Origin of the sequence: Bradyrhizobium sp. 187, from assembly GCF_023101005.1 — a bacterium.
GTDB lineage: Bacteria > Pseudomonadota > Alphaproteobacteria > Rhizobiales > Xanthobacteraceae > Bradyrhizobium > Bradyrhizobium canariense_D.
Map to the genome: position 1 here is coordinate 1,051,777 of NZ_CP064693.1, position 17,177 is coordinate 1,068,953.

At 64.2% G+C, this 17,177-nt stretch carries 19 protein-coding genes and 1 riboswitch; of the genes, 9 read left to right on the top strand and 10 right to left on the bottom strand.

Annotated elements, in window-relative coordinates:
* Positions 1-62 precede the first annotated feature (62 nt).
* Positions 63-2,132 carry an excinuclease ABC subunit UvrC gene (gene uvrC, locus IVB19_RS05110; RefSeq protein ID WP_018453494.1) on the bottom strand — a complete coding sequence of 690 codons (2,070 nt, stop codon included), beginning with the start codon at positions 2,130-2,132 and terminating at the stop codon, positions 63-65.
* A gap of 249 nt (positions 2,133-2,381) precedes the next feature.
* Between uvrC and IVB19_RS05115 the strand changes: the two genes are divergently transcribed.
* Positions 2,382-3,005, top strand: a complete 624-nt coding sequence (locus tag IVB19_RS05115) for an outer membrane protein (RefSeq protein WP_247821053.1) — start codon at positions 2,382-2,384, stop codon at positions 3,003-3,005.
* 71 nt (positions 3,006-3,076) lie between these two features.
* Here the strand turns inward: IVB19_RS05115 and IVB19_RS05120 are convergent, their stop codons facing one another.
* The 4 genes from IVB19_RS05120 to IVB19_RS05135 form a co-directional block, all read right to left on the bottom strand.
* A complete protein-coding gene (locus tag IVB19_RS05120) occupies positions 3,077-3,292 on the bottom strand; it encodes a cold-shock protein (protein ID WP_007614865.1) in 216 nt (71 codons plus the stop codon).
* A gap of 250 nt (positions 3,293-3,542) precedes the next feature.
* Positions 3,543-4,403: a 23S rRNA (adenine(2030)-N(6))-methyltransferase RlmJ gene (locus IVB19_RS05125; protein ID WP_018453496.1), complete on the bottom strand. Its 861-nt coding sequence runs from the start codon at positions 4,401-4,403 to the stop codon at positions 3,543-3,545.
* Positions 4,404-4,455: 52 nt separating this feature from the next.
* Positions 4,456-5,148, bottom strand: a complete 693-nt coding sequence (locus IVB19_RS05130; protein WP_247821054.1) for a ribonuclease T2 family protein — start codon at positions 5,146-5,148, stop codon at positions 4,456-4,458.
* A 119-nt stretch (positions 5,149-5,267) separates the two neighbouring features.
* Entirely contained in the window at positions 5,268-5,732 is a 465-nt protein-coding gene (locus IVB19_RS05135; RefSeq protein WP_018453498.1) for a hypothetical protein, read from the bottom strand.
* 182 nt (positions 5,733-5,914) lie between these two features.
* On the opposite strand from IVB19_RS05135, the gene IVB19_RS05140 reads away from it, so the two are divergent.
* On the top strand, positions 5,915-6,208 hold the full coding sequence (locus IVB19_RS05140) for a hypothetical protein (protein ID WP_026232542.1): 294 nt from the start codon (positions 5,915-5,917) through the stop codon (positions 6,206-6,208).
* 43 nt (positions 6,209-6,251) lie between these two features.
* On the top strand, positions 6,252-6,782 hold the full coding sequence (locus IVB19_RS05145; protein WP_247821055.1) for a DUF3617 domain-containing protein: 531 nt from the start codon (positions 6,252-6,254) through the stop codon (positions 6,780-6,782).
* A gap of 169 nt (positions 6,783-6,951) precedes the next feature.
* Here the strand turns inward: IVB19_RS05145 and IVB19_RS05150 are convergent, their stop codons facing one another.
* The 3 genes from IVB19_RS05150 to IVB19_RS05160 are packed head-to-tail and all read right to left on the bottom strand — an operon-like array spanning position 6,952 to position 9,625.
* Positions 6,952-8,340, bottom strand: a complete 1,389-nt coding sequence (locus IVB19_RS05150) for an ATP-binding protein (RefSeq protein ID WP_018453501.1) — start codon at positions 8,338-8,340, stop codon at positions 6,952-6,954.
* Between the two features lie 17 nt (positions 8,341-8,357).
* A complete protein-coding gene (locus IVB19_RS05155) occupies positions 8,358-9,089 on the bottom strand; it encodes a response regulator (RefSeq protein ID WP_018453502.1) in 732 nt (243 codons plus the stop codon).
* Complete coding sequence (locus tag IVB19_RS05160; protein ID WP_007596846.1) at positions 9,086-9,625, bottom strand: MarR family winged helix-turn-helix transcriptional regulator; 540 nt, start codon at positions 9,623-9,625, stop codon at positions 9,086-9,088. Before IVB19_RS05160 ends, IVB19_RS05155 begins: the two co-directional genes overlap by 4 nt.
* A gap of 338 nt (positions 9,626-9,963) precedes the next feature.
* Here IVB19_RS05160 and IVB19_RS05165 point away from each other — a divergent pair, with 338 nt between their 5' ends.
* From IVB19_RS05165 to IVB19_RS05185, 5 genes are all read left to right on the top strand, one after another.
* Entirely contained in the window at positions 9,964-11,046 is a 1,083-nt protein-coding gene (locus IVB19_RS05165) for a branched-chain amino acid aminotransferase (RefSeq protein ID WP_026232543.1), read from the top strand.
* A gap of 268 nt (positions 11,047-11,314) precedes the next feature.
* Positions 11,315-11,839, top strand: a complete 525-nt coding sequence (locus IVB19_RS05170; protein ID WP_018453504.1) for a YegJ family protein — start codon at positions 11,315-11,317, stop codon at positions 11,837-11,839.
* A 50-nt stretch (positions 11,840-11,889) separates the two neighbouring features.
* Entirely contained in the window at positions 11,890-13,410 is a 1,521-nt protein-coding gene (hisS, locus tag IVB19_RS05175) for a histidine--tRNA ligase (protein ID WP_026232544.1), read from the top strand.
* A 55-nt stretch (positions 13,411-13,465) separates the two neighbouring features.
* The gene (locus IVB19_RS05180; RefSeq protein WP_083926322.1) at positions 13,466-13,714 is read left to right on the top strand and encodes a tautomerase family protein; all 249 of its coding nucleotides are present in this window, start codon (positions 13,466-13,468) and stop codon (positions 13,712-13,714) included.
* A 183-nt stretch (positions 13,715-13,897) separates the two neighbouring features.
* Entirely contained in the window at positions 13,898-14,302 is a 405-nt protein-coding gene (locus IVB19_RS05185; RefSeq protein WP_018453507.1) for a thioesterase family protein, read from the top strand.
* Between the two features lie 99 nt (positions 14,303-14,401).
* Here the strand turns inward: IVB19_RS05185 and proC are convergent, their stop codons facing one another.
* Both proC and IVB19_RS05195 read right to left on the bottom strand, forming a co-directional pair.
* The gene (gene proC / locus IVB19_RS05190) at positions 14,402-15,229 is read right to left on the bottom strand and encodes a pyrroline-5-carboxylate reductase (protein WP_018453508.1); all 828 of its coding nucleotides are present in this window, start codon (positions 15,227-15,229) and stop codon (positions 14,402-14,404) included.
* 193 nt (positions 15,230-15,422) lie between these two features.
* Positions 15,423-15,923, bottom strand: coding sequence for a type III secretion system chaperone family protein (locus IVB19_RS05195; protein WP_018453509.1), 501 nt, complete (start codon positions 15,921-15,923; stop codon positions 15,423-15,425).
* Between the two features lie 411 nt (positions 15,924-16,334).
* A riboswitch (FMN riboswitch) is annotated at positions 16,335-16,492 on the top strand.
* 76 nt (positions 16,493-16,568) lie between these two features.
* Between IVB19_RS05195 and IVB19_RS05200 the strand changes: the two genes are divergently transcribed.
* A complete protein-coding gene (locus IVB19_RS05200) occupies positions 16,569-17,132 on the top strand; it encodes a 6,7-dimethyl-8-ribityllumazine synthase (protein ID WP_026232546.1) in 564 nt (187 codons plus the stop codon).
* Positions 17,133-17,177: the final 45 nt, after the last annotated feature.

The following is a 17,177-nucleotide window of genomic DNA, read 5'->3' on the forward strand; positions in this document are numbered from 1 at the left end:
GTTCCGCTCCCCAAATGGGGTGCGGGATGCGACGACCATATGACCGCGGCCCCCCTTTTATTTCACCCCGGCTGGGGATGGAAATACTCGAAAATCCTGCGGGCGCTCTCGGCGCTCACCCCCGGAACCTTACCGAGATCGGTGATCGAGGCCCGTTCGATCTCCTTCAGGGTTCCGAAATGATGCAGCAAGGCACGTTTGCGTGACGGACCGATGCCAGGAATCTCCTGCAAGCCGGCCTCGCGGATGTCCTTCTTGCGCAGCTTGCGGTGCGAGCCGATGACGAAACGGTGCGCCTCGTCCCGCAGCCGCTGGATGAAATAGAGCACGGGGTCGCGCGGCTCCAGCTTGATCGCCTCGCGCTCCGGCATGAACAGGGTCTCGCGGCCGGCATCCCGGTCCGGCCCCTTGGCCACCGACATCAGCGCCACCTGGGTCAGGCCGAGATTTGCAAAGATGTCCCGGACCGCGTTGAGCTGGCCGCGGCCGCCATCGATGATCACGAGATCGGGCCATTGCGGGAAGTCGTCGTCCTTGGCTTTGGCCGCATTGTCCTCGGGTGGATTGATCAAGCGCTTGAAACGGCGTTCGAGCACCTCGCGCATCATCCCGTAATCGTCGCCGGGCGTCAGGCCCTCCGACTTGATGTTGAACTTGCGGTACTGGTTTTTCACAAAACCGTCCGGGCCGGCGACGATCATGGCGCCGACTGCGTTGGTGCCCTGGATGTGGCTGTTGTCGTAGACCTCGATCCGCTTCGGCGCATGCGTCAGGCTCAGGGTCGTGGCCATGGCGTCCAACAGGCGGCTCTGCGTCGCGGTGTCCGCGAGCTTGCGGCCCAGGGCCTCGCGCGCGTTGGTGAGCGCGTGGGTGACGAGCTCCTTCTTCTCGCCGCGCTTCGGCATGGACACTTCGACCTTGCGGCCGGCCTTGATCGACAGCGCGTTGGCGAGCAGCTCGCTCTCCTCGATCTCGTGCGAGAGCAGGATATTCCTCGGCGGCGGCTTGTCGTCATAGAACTGGGCGAGGAAGGAGCCGAGCACCTCTTCCGGCGTATAGGTCTTCTCCGCGCGCGGGAAATAGGCGCGGTTGCCCCAGTTCTGCCCGGTGCGGAAGAAGAACACCTCGACGCAGGAGAAGCCGCCCTCCTGGTGGATGGCGAACACGTCGGCTTCTTCCACCGTGCGCGGATTGATGCCCTGCTGCGACTGGATCGCGGACAGCGCAGCGAGGCGGTCGCGGTAGAGCGCGGCGCTCTCGAATTCGAGCTCGCCGGAGGCCTTCTCCATCTCCGCGGCAAGCTCCTGCTTCACCGCATGGCTCCTGCCGGACAGGAAGTCGCTCGCCTCGCGCACCAGGGTCGTGTAGCCGGGGAAGTCGATCTCGCGGGTGCAGGGGCCGGCGCAACGGCGGATCTGGTAGAGCAGGCAGGGCCGCGAGCGACTCTCGAAGAAGGAATCCGTGCAGGAGCGGATCAGGAACGCGCGCTGAAGTGCGGTGATGGTGCGGTTGACGGCGCCGGCGGAGGCGAACGGGCCGAAATAGCGACCCGGCCGCGTCTGCGCGCCGCGATGCTTCAGGATCTGCGGCGCCCAATGGTCGCCCGTGATCAGGATATAGGGAAACGACTTGTCGTCGCGCAGCTGCACGTTGAAGCGCGGCCGAAGCTGCTTGATGAGGTTGGCCTCCAGCAGCAGGGCTTCGGTCTCGGTGTGGGTCGAGATGATTTCCACGGTCACCGTGGCGGCGATCATGCGCAGGATGCGCGCCGGCTGCGGCGCACTCTGGCGCGCATAGTTCGACAGGCGCTTTTTGACGTTCTTGGCCTTGCCGACATAGAGCACGTCGGCATTCGCATTGAGCATGCGGTAGACGCCGGGCGAGGTGGGGGCGAGGCGCACCGCGCGTTCGATCGCCTCGTGGCCGGTCGCCAGCGGCTCTTCGCCGACGGTGCCGCTCTCTTCCAGGATGTCCGGCAGCCGCGCATCGTCCTCGTCGTCGCCATTCGCAGTGGCGGGATCGAGGTCCGGCGGCGCGGCTTCCGTTTCCTGGGGAGGGACGTCGGGTGCGTTGCCGCGCACGGGTTTGCGTACGCGTGCGTCGTCCGGATTGTCGGGGGAATCGTGAACCATGGTGCGAATTTAAGCGCTGCGGGTGTCGATTTGAAGTTTCGGCCGAGCGGCACGCACAGGATGGCGGCGCAGTTCCCGGTAACGCTTGCTTAAGCCTGTTAACAGCGCAGTAACCCGGCTTAACAGGCCTTTAACTTAAAACTCTCGATAAATCTTACGCGAAAAATGGTGGTTCCGTAACCATGCGGTTTTGCCTCGCGCGGCGACGCGGGCATCGCAGCGGTGACGGGAGTTGCGTTGGAGTGTGTGATGAAGAGGCTCGTTGTGGGCGCAGCCGCATTGGCTGCAGTCGGCTGGACGGCTTCGGCAGAGGCCGCCGATCTCAATTACCGGCAGCGAGCGCCCTACACGGTCAATCAGCCGCTCAACGCCTATAGCTGGGCCGGTCCGTATCTCGGTGGCAATCTTGGCTATGAATGGGGTTCGGTGAACAACAATCCCGCAAAACCGTCGGGCTTCGTCGGCGGCGTTCAGGCCGGCTACAATTTCCAGAACGGCCCATGGGTGTTCGGCGTCGAGGGCGACATCCAGGCCGCCGGTGCCGACGACACCTTCGCGCCGTGGAAGTTCTCCAATCCGTGGTTCGGAACCCTGCGCGGCCGCGCCGGCTACGCCTTCAGCAACGTGCTGTTCTACGGCACGGCGGGCCTCGCCTTCGGCGAGCTGCGCGCGCAGACGTTCGGCTGGACCGAGTCGCACACCAGCGCCGGCTGGACCATCGGTGCCGGCGCGGAAGTTATGTTCGCGCCGAACTGGAGCGCCAAGCTCGAATATCTCTATATCGATCTCTCGACGAGTCAGTTCGCGATTACGGGCGTGTCAAACGGCTATAGCGCCAGCGTTGTGCGCGCAGGCGTGAACTATCACTTCTGATAGCTAAAGAAGAAAATACCGGACCAACCTCCCGGCCGCTTGCGGCCGGGATTTTTTTGACGCTTGGCTCGCTAGGGAAGGATGACCAAATCGACCGCCTTCGGCCCCTTGCCCTTCTTGTCCGGTTCGACTTCGAAAGTAATACGCTGTCCTTCGGCAAGGTCCTTCAGTCCGGCCCGCTCCACAGCAGTAATATGTACGAAGACGTCGCGGCCCCCGTCGTCCGGTTTGATGAATCCGTAGCCGCGCTCACCGTTGAAAAACTTGACCGTTCCCGTCATGGCCATCGGGAAACTCCCCCTCATTGCTCCTCCGTCGTGACGCAGACGCGCGTCACGACATGACCGGGCCTTACGAAGCCCGGGAGCTGGCCATCCTTCGGCAGACCATTCGGTCCGACTGGATCTTTCTTAGGCCTTCACTCCGCCGCAACCATTCGCGGAAGCGGAACGTAAAGCCAGTCACTGCAACAGCATAATACGGTTCTCTGCAGATTGACTACCGCTCCTGCATATTTTTCCCAAGAATGCCGGAGTGTTACGGTCTCGGCACCTCTAACCGGAATCTGGCAGCGCCACCCTGGCCGAGCGGCATTTCCAGCTCCGGCAGGATCGTCTTGAGTTCGCCGTGCAGCGTGTAAGGGGGATTGACGATCAAGAGCCCGCTGGAGGTGAGGGCTGCGCCGTCGGCTTGCGGCGCCACGCTGAATTCGAGGCGCAGGCATTTTCCCGGCGGTTTTGCTGCGGCTGCGAGCCGCGCCACTGATTGCACCAGCGTGTCGGTGGCGCGTCGGCTCTTGGCGGGATACCAGATTACATAGATACCGGTCGGCCATTTCGCGAAAGCCGCCGAGAAGGCCTCTGCGAGCTTTTCGAACTCGTCCTTTGCCTCGAAGGGCGGGTCGATCAGAACGAGCCCACGCCGTTCCTTCGGCGGCACGAAAGCCGGCAGCGCCATCCAGCCGTCGAGGTCGACCACGCGGGCCTGTTCGTCGCGGCGCAGTACGCCGATCAGCGCCTTGCGCGCCTTCGGCTCGAGCTCGCAGAGCAAGAGGCGGTCCTGCGGCCTCAGCAGGCCGCGTGCGATCAGCGGCGAGCCCGGATAGGCCTTGAGCTCGCCCTTCGGATTGAAGGCGCGGACGATGTCGAGATAGGGCTTGGTCAGCGCCATGGCGTCGTTCGACAACCGCGCCTGCATCAGCCGCGCAATGCCCGTCAGCCACTCGCCGCCCCGGCGCGCTTCGTCGCTTTCGAGATCGTAGAGGCCAGCGCCGGCATGGGTGTCGATGACGCGGAACGCACCCGGCTTGTCCTGGAGATAGGTGATGATGCGCGTCAGCACGATGTGCTTGATGACATCGGCGAAGTTGCCGGCATGGAAGGCGTGGCGGTAATTCATGCAAGAGCACTACGCCACGTGACGGCCCGAGCAAAGAGGCACGACGCCTGGGCTAGCCACCCCGGATCGGCGGCATCGTCACCTGGTCGCGGCGGCAGGCGCGGCGGTCGATCTCCTCGCAGGCGCGGAATTGCAGGTCCTTGCTGAGGCAGATGCGGACTTCCGATAGCTGCGTCCGGTTGCAGGTGATCGAGACGGCGGCATTGCTGAGGCCCGGATTGGCCTTGATGAAGGCTTCCTCCACCTCCGCCGGCGCCACGGTCTTGGCCTGCGATAGATCGAGATATTCGGCTGGAATCTTGATCGCGGCGCGCGCCTTGCGGATCGTCTCGAAATAGCTGCGGTCAGCGAGCCCCGAGCAGGTGCCGTGCTTGTCCCACTCATTGAAGATCAGCCCCGGCGCCGGCATCAGATCGAGCATGGAGGAGACGATGCTGCGGTTCAGCCGCGGCGAGGGCCGCTGGCAATATTCCGGAAATCCGCTCTCATATTGCGGCCACAAACCATGCACCACGAAAGCGTAGGGCCGTCCGCTGCACTGGGTCTGCGAGCGGCCGCCGCGCTCCGCCGCCTCCTCGCAGAAAGAGGGCGACCAAGACAGTGACAGCACATAAAAATCGAATTCGCCGGGCGTGTTCTGCCGCTTGTCCTGGGCCTTTGCGCCATCGGCCAGCGCAGCCAGCCCGGCCGCAAGCGTCAGCGAGATCATCAGGCGGGAGAACGAATGCAATCTGGAATGAAACATGGCGACGCCCCTCAACTAGACTGTGCAGACAAGCCTAGCAGGCGATAAGAACATTTCAAGAACAAAATGCGGGTGACCGTCGTTCGGCCGCCTGATCGGTCCGGATCAGAACGTTTCAATTACTGTTTGGCGGCGCGGCAGGCCGGGTTGTAGGCCCAGTTGCGGTCGAGCCCGACCACGCACCATTCGACGCCTTGGCCGTAGCCGGCGAAGCCGCCATCCTCCACGATCGAGAAATGCACCTTGCGCATCTTGCCGTCCGTGAGCATGGCCTCGCCGGTGCAATAGCGGCGCGGGATGTTGTCGGATGCCCAAGGCCGGAACGCGGTCTCGTGAACTGCGGCGAAGCCGGTGATCTTCAACGAAGAATTCCAGAACGCGCTTTCTTTCTCCCAGAACTGGGTCGCGATCGTCGGCAGCGCCCTGTCGCACTCGGAGACGTTGCCGTCATAGCGCGGCCCGCTCAGCCAGAAATTCAGCTCCAGCGGATTGGCGGCCCTGGCCTCGCCGAGCGACAGCGCCCCGAACAGGAGGCCGAGCACGGCGGCAAAGCGGAGCGATTTCAGGAAGGTCGAGGCGCGCATGGATGATCCAGACAGCATGATCTGCAAGGGTCGGACGGTGCCGTGAAGGCCGGGGGAGGTCAAGTGCAGCGCGGCAACACTTGCCGACGAGTTGACCGCAATGCTGCGTTGGACCGGCCATCCGTTCTTTCCACCGCCGCGCCGACACCGTAAACTGCCGCCAACCAATCGGAGTGACGGGAATGCGAATCATTGCGGCCGCGGGCCTACTTGCCTTGGGTATGATGGCGAGCCAGTCGGCGCATGCCGATCTGCTTCCGGTGCCTCCGTTCAAGGGCAACGACACCGGCGGCATCATCGCCTATTCGATGGCAACCCAGGTCGATGCGCGGCAGGTCGCGGTCGATCACTGCGCGCGCTATGGCAAAGTCGCCAAATTCCTGGCGGTGCAGGCCTATGAGGGCGGCTACATCTCGTTCTCCTGCCGCTGGGTGCCCTATGGCGCCGCCGACCAGCCGATCCGCACGCTCTACTGAGGCGCTTTCGCACGCCGCTACCTCTCAGCCGGGAACTTCCCACATGACGCGCAAACTCGCTTTGCTCGGCTCCGCCCTTTGCCTCGTGTTGTCGGCAGGCAGCGCTCGCGCTGACGACCTGCCGGTGCGTAAGGCAGGGCTGTGGGAATTGAAGATGGTCCGGACCGGCACGCCGGTGCCCGAGATGACCATGCAGCACTGCACCGACGAGACCGTCGACAAGGAAATGAACAACAACGTCTCGCCGATGGCCAAGCAGATCTGCGCCAAGCAGGACATCAAGAAGACCGCGACCGGCTATGTCAGCGATTCCGAGTGCAATGTCGCCGGCATCAGCACGACTTCGCATGCTGAGATCACCGGCGATTTCAATTCGGCCGATACGGTGAAGACGTCGTCGCACGCGCAAGGCGGCGCCGCCGGCGCGGCAGGCCGCGACACGACCGTGCAGCTCGAAGCGAAATGGCTGGGAGCCTGCAAGCCGGACCAGAAGCCCGGCGACATCGTGATGCCCGGCGGCTTCAAGATGAACGTGCGTGACATGGACAAGCTGAAGGCGCTGCTGCCGAAGTAAGGCTCTTCCCCTCTCCCCTTGTGGGAGAGGGTGGCTCGCCGCGCAGCGGCGAGACGGGTGAGGGGTTTGTCTCCGCGTGTGACTCTTTTCGCTTTGAATTCGCGGAGAGAGACCCCTCATCCGGCGCTTCGCGCCACCTTCTCCCACAGGGGGAGAAGGGAAGAGGCAGCTACACCGGTATCCGCACGCTCGCCCTTAATCCGCCCATCGGACTGTCGCCAAGCGTGATGTCGCCGCCGTGCGAGCGGGCGATGTCGCGGGCGATCGCGAGGCCAAGACCTGTGCCGCCTTCGTCCTGGTTGCGGGCGTTGTCGAGCCGCAGGAACGGCTTGAACACCTCTTCGCGCAGATGGGCGGGAATGCCCGGCCCGTCATCGTCCACCGTCACGGTCAAATAACGGTGATCGCGCTGGCCGGTGATGGCGATGCTCTTGCCGTAGCGGGCGGCGTTGGTGACGAGGTTGGCGAGGCAGCGCTTGAATGAGGCCGGCTTCACCGTGACCACGGGCAGCCCGTTGAACGCAACGGTCGCCGTGTGGCCGTGGCGCTCGGCGTCGCTGCGCAGCTCCTCGAGCGCCTGGGCCATGTCGGTCGGCTGCGACTGCTCGCCGGAATCGCCGCGGGCAAACGCGAGGTAGTCCTCGAGCATCATCGACATCTCGTCGACGTCCTTGCGCATGCCCTCCATTTCGGGGCTGTCGCCGATCAACGCCAGCTCGAGCTTGAACCGCGTCAGGATCGTGCGCAGATCATGGCTGACGCCGGCTAGCATCGCGGTGCGTTGCTCCATCGTTCGCTCGATGCGCGACTTCATTTCGAGGAAGGCGACCGACGCGCGCCGCACCTCGCGCGCGCCACGCGGGCGGAAATTCGGCGCCTCGCGGCCCTTGCCAAAACTTTCGGCGGCGTCGGCAAGTCGCAGGATCGGCTTGATCTGGTTGCGCAGGAATAGCACCGCGACGATCAGCAGGATCGAGGACGTGCCGACCATCCAGAACAGGAAGATCTCCGAGTTCGAGGCATAGGCGGCGCTGCGCTGCGCGAACACGCGCATCACGGCGTCGTCGAGCTGGATCCGGATCTCGACGAGGTTGGAGCGGCCGACCGTGTCGATCCAGAAGGAGCGCCCGATCTGGCGGCCGAGCTGCACCGACAGCGTCTGGTCGAGCAGCGAGAAGAACGGCTTTGGTCCCGGCGGCGGCATGTCGCCGGCCGGGAGGAAATCGACGACGAGGCCCAGGCGCTGCTGCGCGATGCGGCGGATCTGGTCGCGATCCTTGTCTTGCGGGTAGCCCTTGTAGACGTCGATCAGCGCGGCGATGTCCTGCACCACCGCGGCCGACAGGCGGCGTGTCACCGTGTTCCAGTGCCGCTCCATGAACACGAAGGCGACCACCGATTGCAGGATCACCATCGGCACGATCATGATCAGCAGCGCACGCGCATAAAGGCCGGTCGGCATCCAGCCCTTGAACGCATTGCCCATCCAGCCATTGGCGGCGGAGACGCGGCCGGCGGCGCTCTTCAAAAGCGTCAGGCCGGTATCGATCGTGCTCATCGGTGGCGGTTCACTCTTTATGGCGAGGCTACCAGCCGGTAGCCGATGCCGCGCACGGCCTGGAGGAACAGCGGATTGGCGGGATCGGTCTCGATCTTGCGCCGCAGGCGGTTGATCTGCACGTCGACGGCGCGCTCGTTGACGCTGCCATTGCCGGTCAGCGCGCTGCGCGGCACGGTCTCGCCCGGTGTCTCCGACAAAATCCGCAGCATCTCGCGCTCGCGGTCGGTGAGGTGAATGACGTCTTCGCCCTGGCGCAATTCGCCGCGGTCGAGGTGATAGATGTACGGGCCAAACGCGATCTTCTCGACCGCAGCGGCCTGTGGCGGCGGCGCGGCGCGCTTGAGGATGTTGTTGATGCGCAGCGCAAGCTCGCGCGGCTCGAACGGCTTTGCGACGTAATCGTCGGCACCGATCTGCAGGCCCTCGATGCGCGCTTCGGCTTCATGCCGCGCCGTCAGCATCACGATCGGCACCGAGGACGAGGTCCGGATGAAACGGGCGAGATCGAAGCCGGTCTCGCCGGGCATCATGACATCCAGGATCAAGAGGTCGAAGTGCAGGCCCAAAAGCTTGGAACGGGCATCGCTAGCGCTCGCGGCGGTCGAGACGCGATAACCTTCGCCGGCAAGGAAGCGCGAGAGCAGATCGCGGATGCGGCGGTCGTCATCGACCAGCAGGAGATGCGGGGCATCGTCTGCGGGACGTGCCGGCGGGCGTGCGAGCGTGGCAGCGAGCGGCACGGTCACTCCTTGTCCTGATTGACGGTGGCAAAGATCGTCTCGAGCACCTTGTCCGGATCGTCGCGGTCGATCATCGCGCGCAGGAAGCGCTTGACGGTCTCGGCATCCTGCGGCGCCATCTCGGCAAGCGCCTTGGTGATGCGCGTGGTCTGGAGGCCGGCGAGCTTCTGCACCAGCGCCTCGCCCTTCGGTGTCGCAAACAGCAGGCGTTGGCGGCGATCATTGTCGCCGGTCTTCTGCACGATATAGCCCTCGTCCAGGAGCTGCTTGAGCACCCGGCCGAGCGATTGCTTGGTGATGCGCAGGACGTCGAGGAGGTCGGCGACCTTGAGGCCGGGATAACGATAGACAAAGTGCATGACGCGGTGATGGGCCCGGCCGAAGCCGAACGCCTCCAGCTCCTGGTCGGGATCGCCGACAAAATCGCGATAGGCGAAGAACAGCAGTTCGATGATATCCCAGCGCAAATTGCCTCCGTCGTCTGCGGCCGGCCGCGGCCCGGCTGCGTCTTGAGAAGGAGTCGCGAAATTTATGTCAGGCATATTGACGTATCTTGGTCTCAATGTTACAAAACGATCAGCCCGCACGAAATTTTAGATCGTTTCGCGTCGGGTGGGCGTCGAAGCAAGGCGGCCGCAGTGGGCCGGACAGGCGGCAACGGCCGGAGCAGATCTACCGTGCGATGTCGAACGGCATTTCGGCAAAACATACTGGACTTCCGTCTTCCGCAAAAGCATGTCCTCCGTGACATGCTGGCCACGGAAACCGGCCGTAACAAGGCTGGCGGCGGTCCGGCCAGAAACCAATCGAGCCAGCCGGGCCCAAATCGGGGCAGGCGGGTGCCACAACGGCGCCGCTACCGGCAGCGGGAGGCAAGGACATGAGCATGAAATTCGACATCCAGCCCGCATCCAATCCGACCTCCGAGAAGGATCGGGTCGCCAAGCTGGTCGACCCCGGTTTCGGGCGGGTCTTCACCGACCACATGGCAGTGGTCCGCTACAACCAGGCCAAGGGTGGCTGGTACGAGGCGCGTGTCGAGGCCCGCGCCAATTTCCAGCTCGATCCGGCCGGCGCCGTCCTGCACTACGCCCAGGAAATTTTTGAAGGCCTCAAGGCCTACAAGCGCGACGACGGCGGCGTGAACCTGTTTCGCCCCGATGCCAATGCCCGGCGCTTCAAGGACTCGGCGGACCGCATGGCGATGGCGCAGCTCCCTGAAGACGTCTTCATCGAGGCGGTCGAGCAAATCGTGCGCATCGATCGCGCCTGGATGCCGGGCGGCGAGGGCAGCCTTTACCTGCGCCCCTTCATGATCGCGAGCGAGACCTTCCTCGGCGTCAAGCCGTCGTCCGAATACATTTTCGCGGTGATCGCCTCGCCGGTCGGCTCCTACTTCAAGGGCGGCCCCGCGCCGGTCTCGATCTGGGTGTCGGAGAATTACACGCGCGCTGCCGTCGGCGGCACCGGCGCCGTCAAATGCGGCGGCAACTATGCCGCAAGCCTGCGTGCGCAGGCCGAGGCGATCCAGCACGGCTGCGACCAGGTCGTCTTTCTCGATGCAATCGAGCGCCGCTACATCGAAGAGCTCGGCGGCATGAATGTGTTCTTCGTGTTCGACGACGGGTCGCTCTCGACGCCGCCGCTGGGCACCATCCTGCCCGGCATCACCCGCGACTCCATCATTGCGCTGGCCAAAGACGCCGGCAAGACCGTGCGTGAGGAGCCGTACTCGCTCGACCAGTGGCGCAAGGATGCGGCCAGCGGCAAGCTGAAGGAAGCGTTTGCCTGCGGCACCGCCGCCGTGATCTCGCCGATCGGCACGGTGCGCTCGGTGAGCGGCGATTTCGAGATCAGCGGCGGTGCCGCGGGCCCCGTCGCCATGGGCCTGCGCAAGCAGCTCGTCGACATCCAGTACGGCCGCACCAACGATCCGCACAACTGGATCCGGAAGGTGGATTGAGGCCCTTCTTCCTTCTCCCCTTGTGGGAGAAGGTGGCGCGAAGCGCCGGATGAGGGGTTCTATCCGCGAGTTCAAGGGTCAGTTGGACTCGCGCATAGAACCCCTCACCCGTCTCGCCGCTACGCGGCGAGCCACCCTCTCCCACAAGGGGAGAGGGGAAAAGGGCATCGCTGGTTGGCTTTTCTCGCCATGAACGCGACACCATGATCGTGCGACAAAGTCCAAGACCTCGCATACCCAGACATCGAGTCATCCGGACATCGCGATCATGACATCCACTCTTCCCCAGTCCCTGAAATGGGTCGTTCTTGCCGCGGTCACCGGCATCACCGTATTCGGCATTCTGACCATCGGCCCCAAGCCGGACGTCTCCGCTGAGGGCCGTTCGCCCGTCGTCGACGTGCGCACCACCGATCCGGAGATGAACACCGCGATCGCGCGCGCCCGCGGCACGCTGCCGACCTTTTGGGCCTCCTACGAGGCGCCGAAGCCGTCGGAGACAGGGCATGCCCTGAAGGTGCACTTTTCGACCCGCAAAGGCGGTGAGCACATCTGGATGGCCGAGGTGAAGAAGCTACCCAATGGGGCCTATTCCGGCCTCTTCGCCAACGAGCCACGCGATCTGGCCGGCAAGCGGGCAGGCGATAAGGTCGAATTCACTGAAGCCGACATCTCGGACTGGATGTTCATGCGCAACGGCAAGATCGTCGGCGGCGAAACCATCAAGCCAACGCTGAAGTCGCTGCCGAAAGCGGATGCCGACGCGCTCCGGGCGCGGATGGAGCAGCCGTAAGCGATTACCCGGCAGTTGCCGCATCACGCGTCGGCTGGTAAATGCCGCGCATGGCCGAAAAACCCAAAAAATCCCAGAAACTGAAGGCGCGCCTGCCGCGCGGGCTCGAGGATCGCGATCCCGCCGCGATCCGGGCGACGCGCGAGATGGTGGAAAAGATCCGGACCGTGTACGAACTCTACGGGTTCGAGCCGGTGGAAACGCCGGCGATGGAATACACCGACGCGCTCGGCAAGTTCCTGCCCGACCAGGATCGTCCGAACGAGGGCGTGTTCTCGTTCCAGGACGACGACGAGCAGTGGATCAGCCTCCGCTATGATTTGACCGCGCCGCTCGCCCGCTATGTCGGCGAGCGATACGGGACCGACGGTCTTGTGTTGCCCTACCGCAGCTACCGCGTCGGCTACGTCTTCCGCAACGAGAAGCCCGGCCCCGGCCGCTTCCGCCAGTTCATGCAGTTCGATGCGGATACGGTGGGATCGGCCACGCCGGCGGCGGACGCGGAGATCTGCATGATGGCCGCGGACACGATGGAAGCGCTAGGCATTGCGCGCGGCTCGTATGTCGTCAAGGTGAACAATCGCAAGGTGCTCGACGGCGTTCTGGAAGCCATCGGGCTCGGCGGCGAAGAGAACGCAGCACGCAGACTGACGGTGCTGCGCGCGATCGACAAGCTCGACAAATTTCCCGCCGAGGAAGTTCGCAAACTGCTCGGTCCCGGTAGATGGGATGGCGGCGAAGAAGGCAAGGGCGACTTCACGAAGGGCGCCAATTTGAGCGCGTCGGAGGCTGACGTCGTTCTCGCCATCACCAAACCGCGCGACGATTGGAAAGAGGCGATCGCCGCGGCGGAGGTCTATCTCGCCAAGAGCGAAGTCGGTCAGGCCGGCGTGAGCGAGCTGGAAGAGATCGCGAAACTGGTGACGGCGTCGGGGTACGGCGCGGACCGCATCAAGATCGATCCCTCCGTGGTGCGCGGTCTCGAATATTACACGGGCCCCGTCTACGAGGTCGAATTGCTGCTCGAGACCAAGGATGACAAGGGCCGCCCGGTCCGCTTCGGCTCGGTCGGCGGTGGTGGCCGCTATGATGGTCTCGTCTCGCGCTTTCGCGGCGAGCCGGTGCCGGCGACCGGATTCTCGATCGGCGTGTCGCGGCTTCAGGCCGCGCTGACTCTGCTTGGCAAGCTCGACACGCGGCCCGAGTTCGGCCCCGTCGTCGTCACCGTGTTCGACCGCGACCGCGTCGCCGACTATCAGAAGATGGTCGCATCGTTGCGAACCGCCGGCATTCGCGCCGAACTCTATCTCGGCAATCCCAAGAACATGGGCAACCAGCTCAAATATGCCGATCGCCGCAATGCGCCCTGCGTCATCATCCAGGGCTCGGATGAAAAAGCGCGTGGCGAGGTGCAGATCAAGGATCTGATCGAGGGCGCGAAGGCGGCGGCCGCGATCGCTTCCAACCAGGAATGGCGCGAGAGCCGCCCGGCGCAGTTCTCGTGCAGCGAGGCCGACCTCGTCGCCAAAGTGCGCGAGGTGTTGGCGCGGCATGACGTGAGCTGGGGCTAGCCATTCGCTGACGTCGCCATGCCCGGGCTTGTCCCGGACATCTACCTCCTGTTTGATGGCGCCCGTCAATGGCCGGTGTCCGGCCCCAAGGGAGAGAAAAATGCCTGAGATCACTGTCAGCATGGCCGAAGGCCGCACCGACGAACAAAAGGCCGGCATGATGCGCGACATCACCCAGGCACTGGTGAAGAATCTCGGCGTCGATGCCGACGCCGTCGTCATCCAGATCAATGAAGCCCCGCTCCGCCACAAGATGAAGGGCGGCAAGACGTTCGTGGAGCGCGCGGCGGCTGCGAAGAAGTAGCCGGCGCTGGTTCGGCAACCACAAAGGTCGTCCTGGCGAAAGCCAAGGACCCATTACCCCAAGCGGCAGTTGTCGCAGCAGGTCGTGGTTTAGACCGCGCATGACAATGTTGGGTCGGGGTAATGGGTCCTGGATCGGCGCTCCGCTTCGCTGCGCTTGTCCAGGACGACGGGGGGAGGCCCCATGGACGCACGCGACTTCATCAAGGTCGGCATGAGCGCCGAGCGCACGCTGGTGGTGCCGGTGGAGCGCACGGTCGGGCATTTCGTGCCCGGCATGCCGATGGTCTATGCGACGCCGATGATGATCCTGGAAATGGAGATGACGTCGGGCGATGCGATTCGTGCGGCGCTTCAGCCGGGCTGGGTCACCGTCGGCACCGAGGTCGATATCCGCCATCTTGCAGCAGCCCTCGTCGGTGCGACGGTGCGGACCACTGCGAAGGTTTTCGCGGTCGAGCGCCGCGTCATCCGCTTCGAGGTCGAGGCCTTCGAAGGCCCGCGAAAACTCGGCGAAGGGCGCCACGCGCGCGGGCTCGTCAATGTCGAGATGTTCAACAAGCGGCTAGCCGCAGGCTCGAAATCGTAGGGTGGGCAAAGGCGCGCAGCGCCGTGCCCACCATCTTTCCGCGATTGCATTCGAATGGGTGGGGCACGCTTCGCTTTGCCCACCCTACGGCACACTTTCTTACTTCGCCAATTCCTTCGACCGCTTCGTCGCCGCCGCGATGGCGCGGATCATCAGATCGCGCAGGCCGGGCTCGCCCATCAGCACGCCGAGTGCCGCGGCCGTGGTACCGCCGGGCGAGGTGACGTTCTGGCGCAGCGTGCCGGAGGCAAGCTCCGACTGGTGGAGAAGTTCACCCGAGCCGGCGACGGTTTCGCGCGCGAGTTTTGTCGCGAGCGCCTCGGGCAATCCCGCCTCGACACCGGCGCGCGCGAGTTCCTCGGCCAGCAAAAACACATAGGCCGGACCCGAGCCGGACACCGCAGTGACCGCGTCCATCAGGCTCTCATCGTTGACCCATTCGACCGAGCCGGTGGCGCGTAGCAGCGCATCGGCCACCGCGCGTTGCTGTGCGCTGACATTGTTCGCGGCGACAGCCACCGTGATGCCGCGACCGATCGCGGCCGGCGTGTTCGGCATCGCGCGCACCACCGCGCCGCCGCAGACCTCCTCGAGCGAGGCGATCGTGGTTCCCGCCATGATCGACACCACCGCGGTCTTGTCGGAGACGAATGGCTTCAGCTTGGCGCCGGCCTCGCGGAACATTTGCGGCTTCACCGCGACGACGAGCGTCTCGACCTGGCCTGCCGTCGTCACATCAGGATTGAGCGCAATCCCCTTGGCGGCAAGTGCGGTGATCTCGGCCGAGATGTGCGGATCGATCACCGCGACGCGGCGCGGATCGAGCCCGCCCGAAAGCCATCCGGTCAGCATCGCGCCGCCCATCTTGCCGGCACCGGCGAGCAGGATGGTGCCGGTGATGTTCTCGAGAGTGTTGTTGCTCGTCATAGCCGTTGCCACAAACTCAGTGTCGTCCCGGCGAAGGCCGGGACCCATAACCACAACTGGTTTTAATGGATGGAGGTGTTGGCAACAAGCAGCGTGCCACAAGCGAAATCACGCGGTATGGGTCCCGGCCTTCGCCGGGACGACGGCGAGCAGGGAGCGACGCCTTCCTCACGCGCTGGAGAGCTGAGTGCGCTTACGCCTCGCCCACCGTGTCGAACATGGCCGCGTCCATGGCTTCCGTCGTGGACTTGCCTGCCCACACCACGAACTGGAACGCCGGGAAATAGCGTTCGCAGGCGTGGATGGCGCCTGCGAGCATGGCTTCGCACTGGCCGGTGGAGGCGATGAGCCCGCCCGGCAGCACCAGGGCCTGCCGGTGCATGATCATGCCGGTGGTGGTCCACAGGTCGAAGTGCCCGACCCACAATTGCTCGTTGACCGCGGCCACGAGCCGCTGGACCTCCGGTCGCCGCGCAACCGGGATCTTCATGTCAAACGCGCAGGCCAGATGCAGCGCCTCGATCTCGCCCATCCAGGTGAAGGAGATCTGGTAGTCGGTCCATTGTCCCTTGGAGACAATCGTGAGTTCGTCTTCGCCGGAGCGTTCGAACGGCCAGTTGTTGCTGGCAGCGATATCCTCGACCACCGCGAGCGGATGGTTTTTGGAATCGATGGTGCCTTCGAGCAGGGACATGCCGTCTCGACCTCTTGCCTTTTTGTTGTCTTTGATACGCACGCGGTTGGTCCGGCGCGCGCTCCCTTAAATCTTGCTAAGGCGATCCATTCGGATCAGCGCGGGCTTGTCGCGGATCAACTGATGTGATTTGCGGAATCTGCGCAACTGGCTGCCGAGTCCGTCCACAAGTCAGGACTCGTTCGTCCACAGCTCATCTCCGCCACAATTATTAACGCCGGTGAGGCCGAACCGGATGGAGAAGAACAAACCGGAATCGGATTCGCCAAAGGCCTGCCAATCGCTAATTCCGTCGCGTGCCCCCTGGACCGCCATGGCGGCATGGGACCATGCGGTTTTCCCATGCGGAACCCGCTTGCCGCGGCCCCGAACCGGCGTCATATTCCGGTCAGGCCGTTCATCCCGGGCGGCCGATGTTCTCAGGGCGGGGTGAAAGTCCCCACCGGCGGTAAGGGCCGTAAGGCCTAAGCCCGCGAGCGCCTTCCTCAAAGCCTTGCTGAGGGGAAGGGTCAGCAGATTCGGTGCAACTCCGAAGCCGACGGTTAAAGTCCGGATGAAAGAGAACGGTCGGTGGCAGACGCATCGCAGGATGCGGCTGTTTGTCGTTCCGTGTGCCCTGATTCTGGTCCTTAACTGAGGAAAGCCATGAATCAGATGTTGCAAGATCCCCAAGCCGAAACGTCCCAACCAACTCAAACGCCACCGCCGGTTCCGCAAGATCCGGTGCCCGACCATCCGCGCTTCGCGAAACCGCAGCGGGTGGCCTTCGTGCAGGCCTGCTGGCACCGCGACGTGGTCGAGGAGGCCCGCATCGCCTTCGCGAAGGAGGCAGAAGCGCGCCACCTCAATCATGTCGACGTGTTCGAGGTGCCGGGCTCGTTCGAGATCCCGCTGCATGCGCAGATCCTGGCCAAGACACGACGCTACACCGCGATCGTCGCGGCCGGCCTCGTCGTCGACGGCGGCATCTACCGCCATGAGTTCGTCGCCGATACCGTGATCAAGGCGTTGATGGACGTGCAGCTGCGCACCGAGGTGCCCGTGTTCTCCGCGGTGCTGACGCCGCAGCAATTCCACGAGACCGAGGTGCACTACGATTTCTTCCGCAAGCATTTTGCCATCAAGGGCGTCGAAGTGGCAGCCGCCTGCGCGGAGACACTGCTCGGGCTCGAACGCCTGCGCGGCCAGGTCGCCGCGGGAATCGTGTAACGCAGCGCAACGACCATCCCTCATCCCGAGGGGCGCGAAACGCGT

Coding starts and splice junctions, on each gene's coding strand:
- uvrC (WP_018453494.1), bottom strand. CDS start 2,132: ATGGTTCACGATTCCCCCGACAATCCGGACGACGCACGCGTACGCAAA.
- IVB19_RS05145 (WP_247821055.1), top strand. CDS start 6,252: ATGACGCGCAAACTCGCTTTGCTCGGCTCCGCCCTTTGCCTCGTGTTG.
- IVB19_RS05160 (WP_007596846.1), bottom strand. CDS start 9,625: ATGCCTGACATAAATTTCGCGACTCCTTCTCAAGACGCAGCCGGGCCG.
- IVB19_RS05115 (WP_247821053.1), top strand. CDS start 2,382: ATGAAGAGGCTCGTTGTGGGCGCAGCCGCATTGGCTGCAGTCGGCTGG.
- IVB19_RS05120 (WP_007614865.1), bottom strand. CDS start 3,292: ATGGCCATGACGGGAACGGTCAAGTTTTTCAACGGTGAGCGCGGCTAC.
- IVB19_RS05195 (WP_018453509.1), bottom strand. CDS start 15,923: ATGTCCCTGCTCGAAGGCACCATCGATTCCAAAAACCATCCGCTCGCG.
- IVB19_RS05150 (WP_018453501.1), bottom strand. CDS start 8,340: ATGAGCACGATCGATACCGGCCTGACGCTTTTGAAGAGCGCCGCCGGC.
- IVB19_RS05165 (WP_026232543.1), top strand. CDS start 9,964: ATGAGCATGAAATTCGACATCCAGCCCGCATCCAATCCGACCTCCGAG.
- proC (WP_018453508.1), bottom strand. CDS start 15,229: ATGACGAGCAACAACACTCTCGAGAACATCACCGGCACCATCCTGCTC.
- IVB19_RS05180 (WP_083926322.1), top strand. CDS start 13,466: ATGGCGCCCGTCAATGGCCGGTGTCCGGCCCCAAGGGAGAGAAAAATG.
- hisS (WP_026232544.1), top strand. CDS start 11,890: ATGGCCGAAAAACCCAAAAAATCCCAGAAACTGAAGGCGCGCCTGCCG.
- IVB19_RS05125 (WP_018453496.1), bottom strand. CDS start 4,403: ATGAATTACCGCCACGCCTTCCATGCCGGCAACTTCGCCGATGTCATC.
- IVB19_RS05140 (WP_026232542.1), top strand. CDS start 5,915: ATGCGAATCATTGCGGCCGCGGGCCTACTTGCCTTGGGTATGATGGCG.
- IVB19_RS05135 (WP_018453498.1), bottom strand. CDS start 5,732: ATGCGCGCCTCGACCTTCCTGAAATCGCTCCGCTTTGCCGCCGTGCTC.
- IVB19_RS05130 (WP_247821054.1), bottom strand. CDS start 5,148: ATGTTTCATTCCAGATTGCATTCGTTCTCCCGCCTGATGATCTCGCTG.
- IVB19_RS05170 (WP_018453504.1), top strand. CDS start 11,315: ATGACATCCACTCTTCCCCAGTCCCTGAAATGGGTCGTTCTTGCCGCG.
- IVB19_RS05200 (WP_026232546.1), top strand. CDS start 16,569: ATGAATCAGATGTTGCAAGATCCCCAAGCCGAAACGTCCCAACCAACT.
- IVB19_RS05185 (WP_018453507.1), top strand. CDS start 13,898: ATGGACGCACGCGACTTCATCAAGGTCGGCATGAGCGCCGAGCGCACG.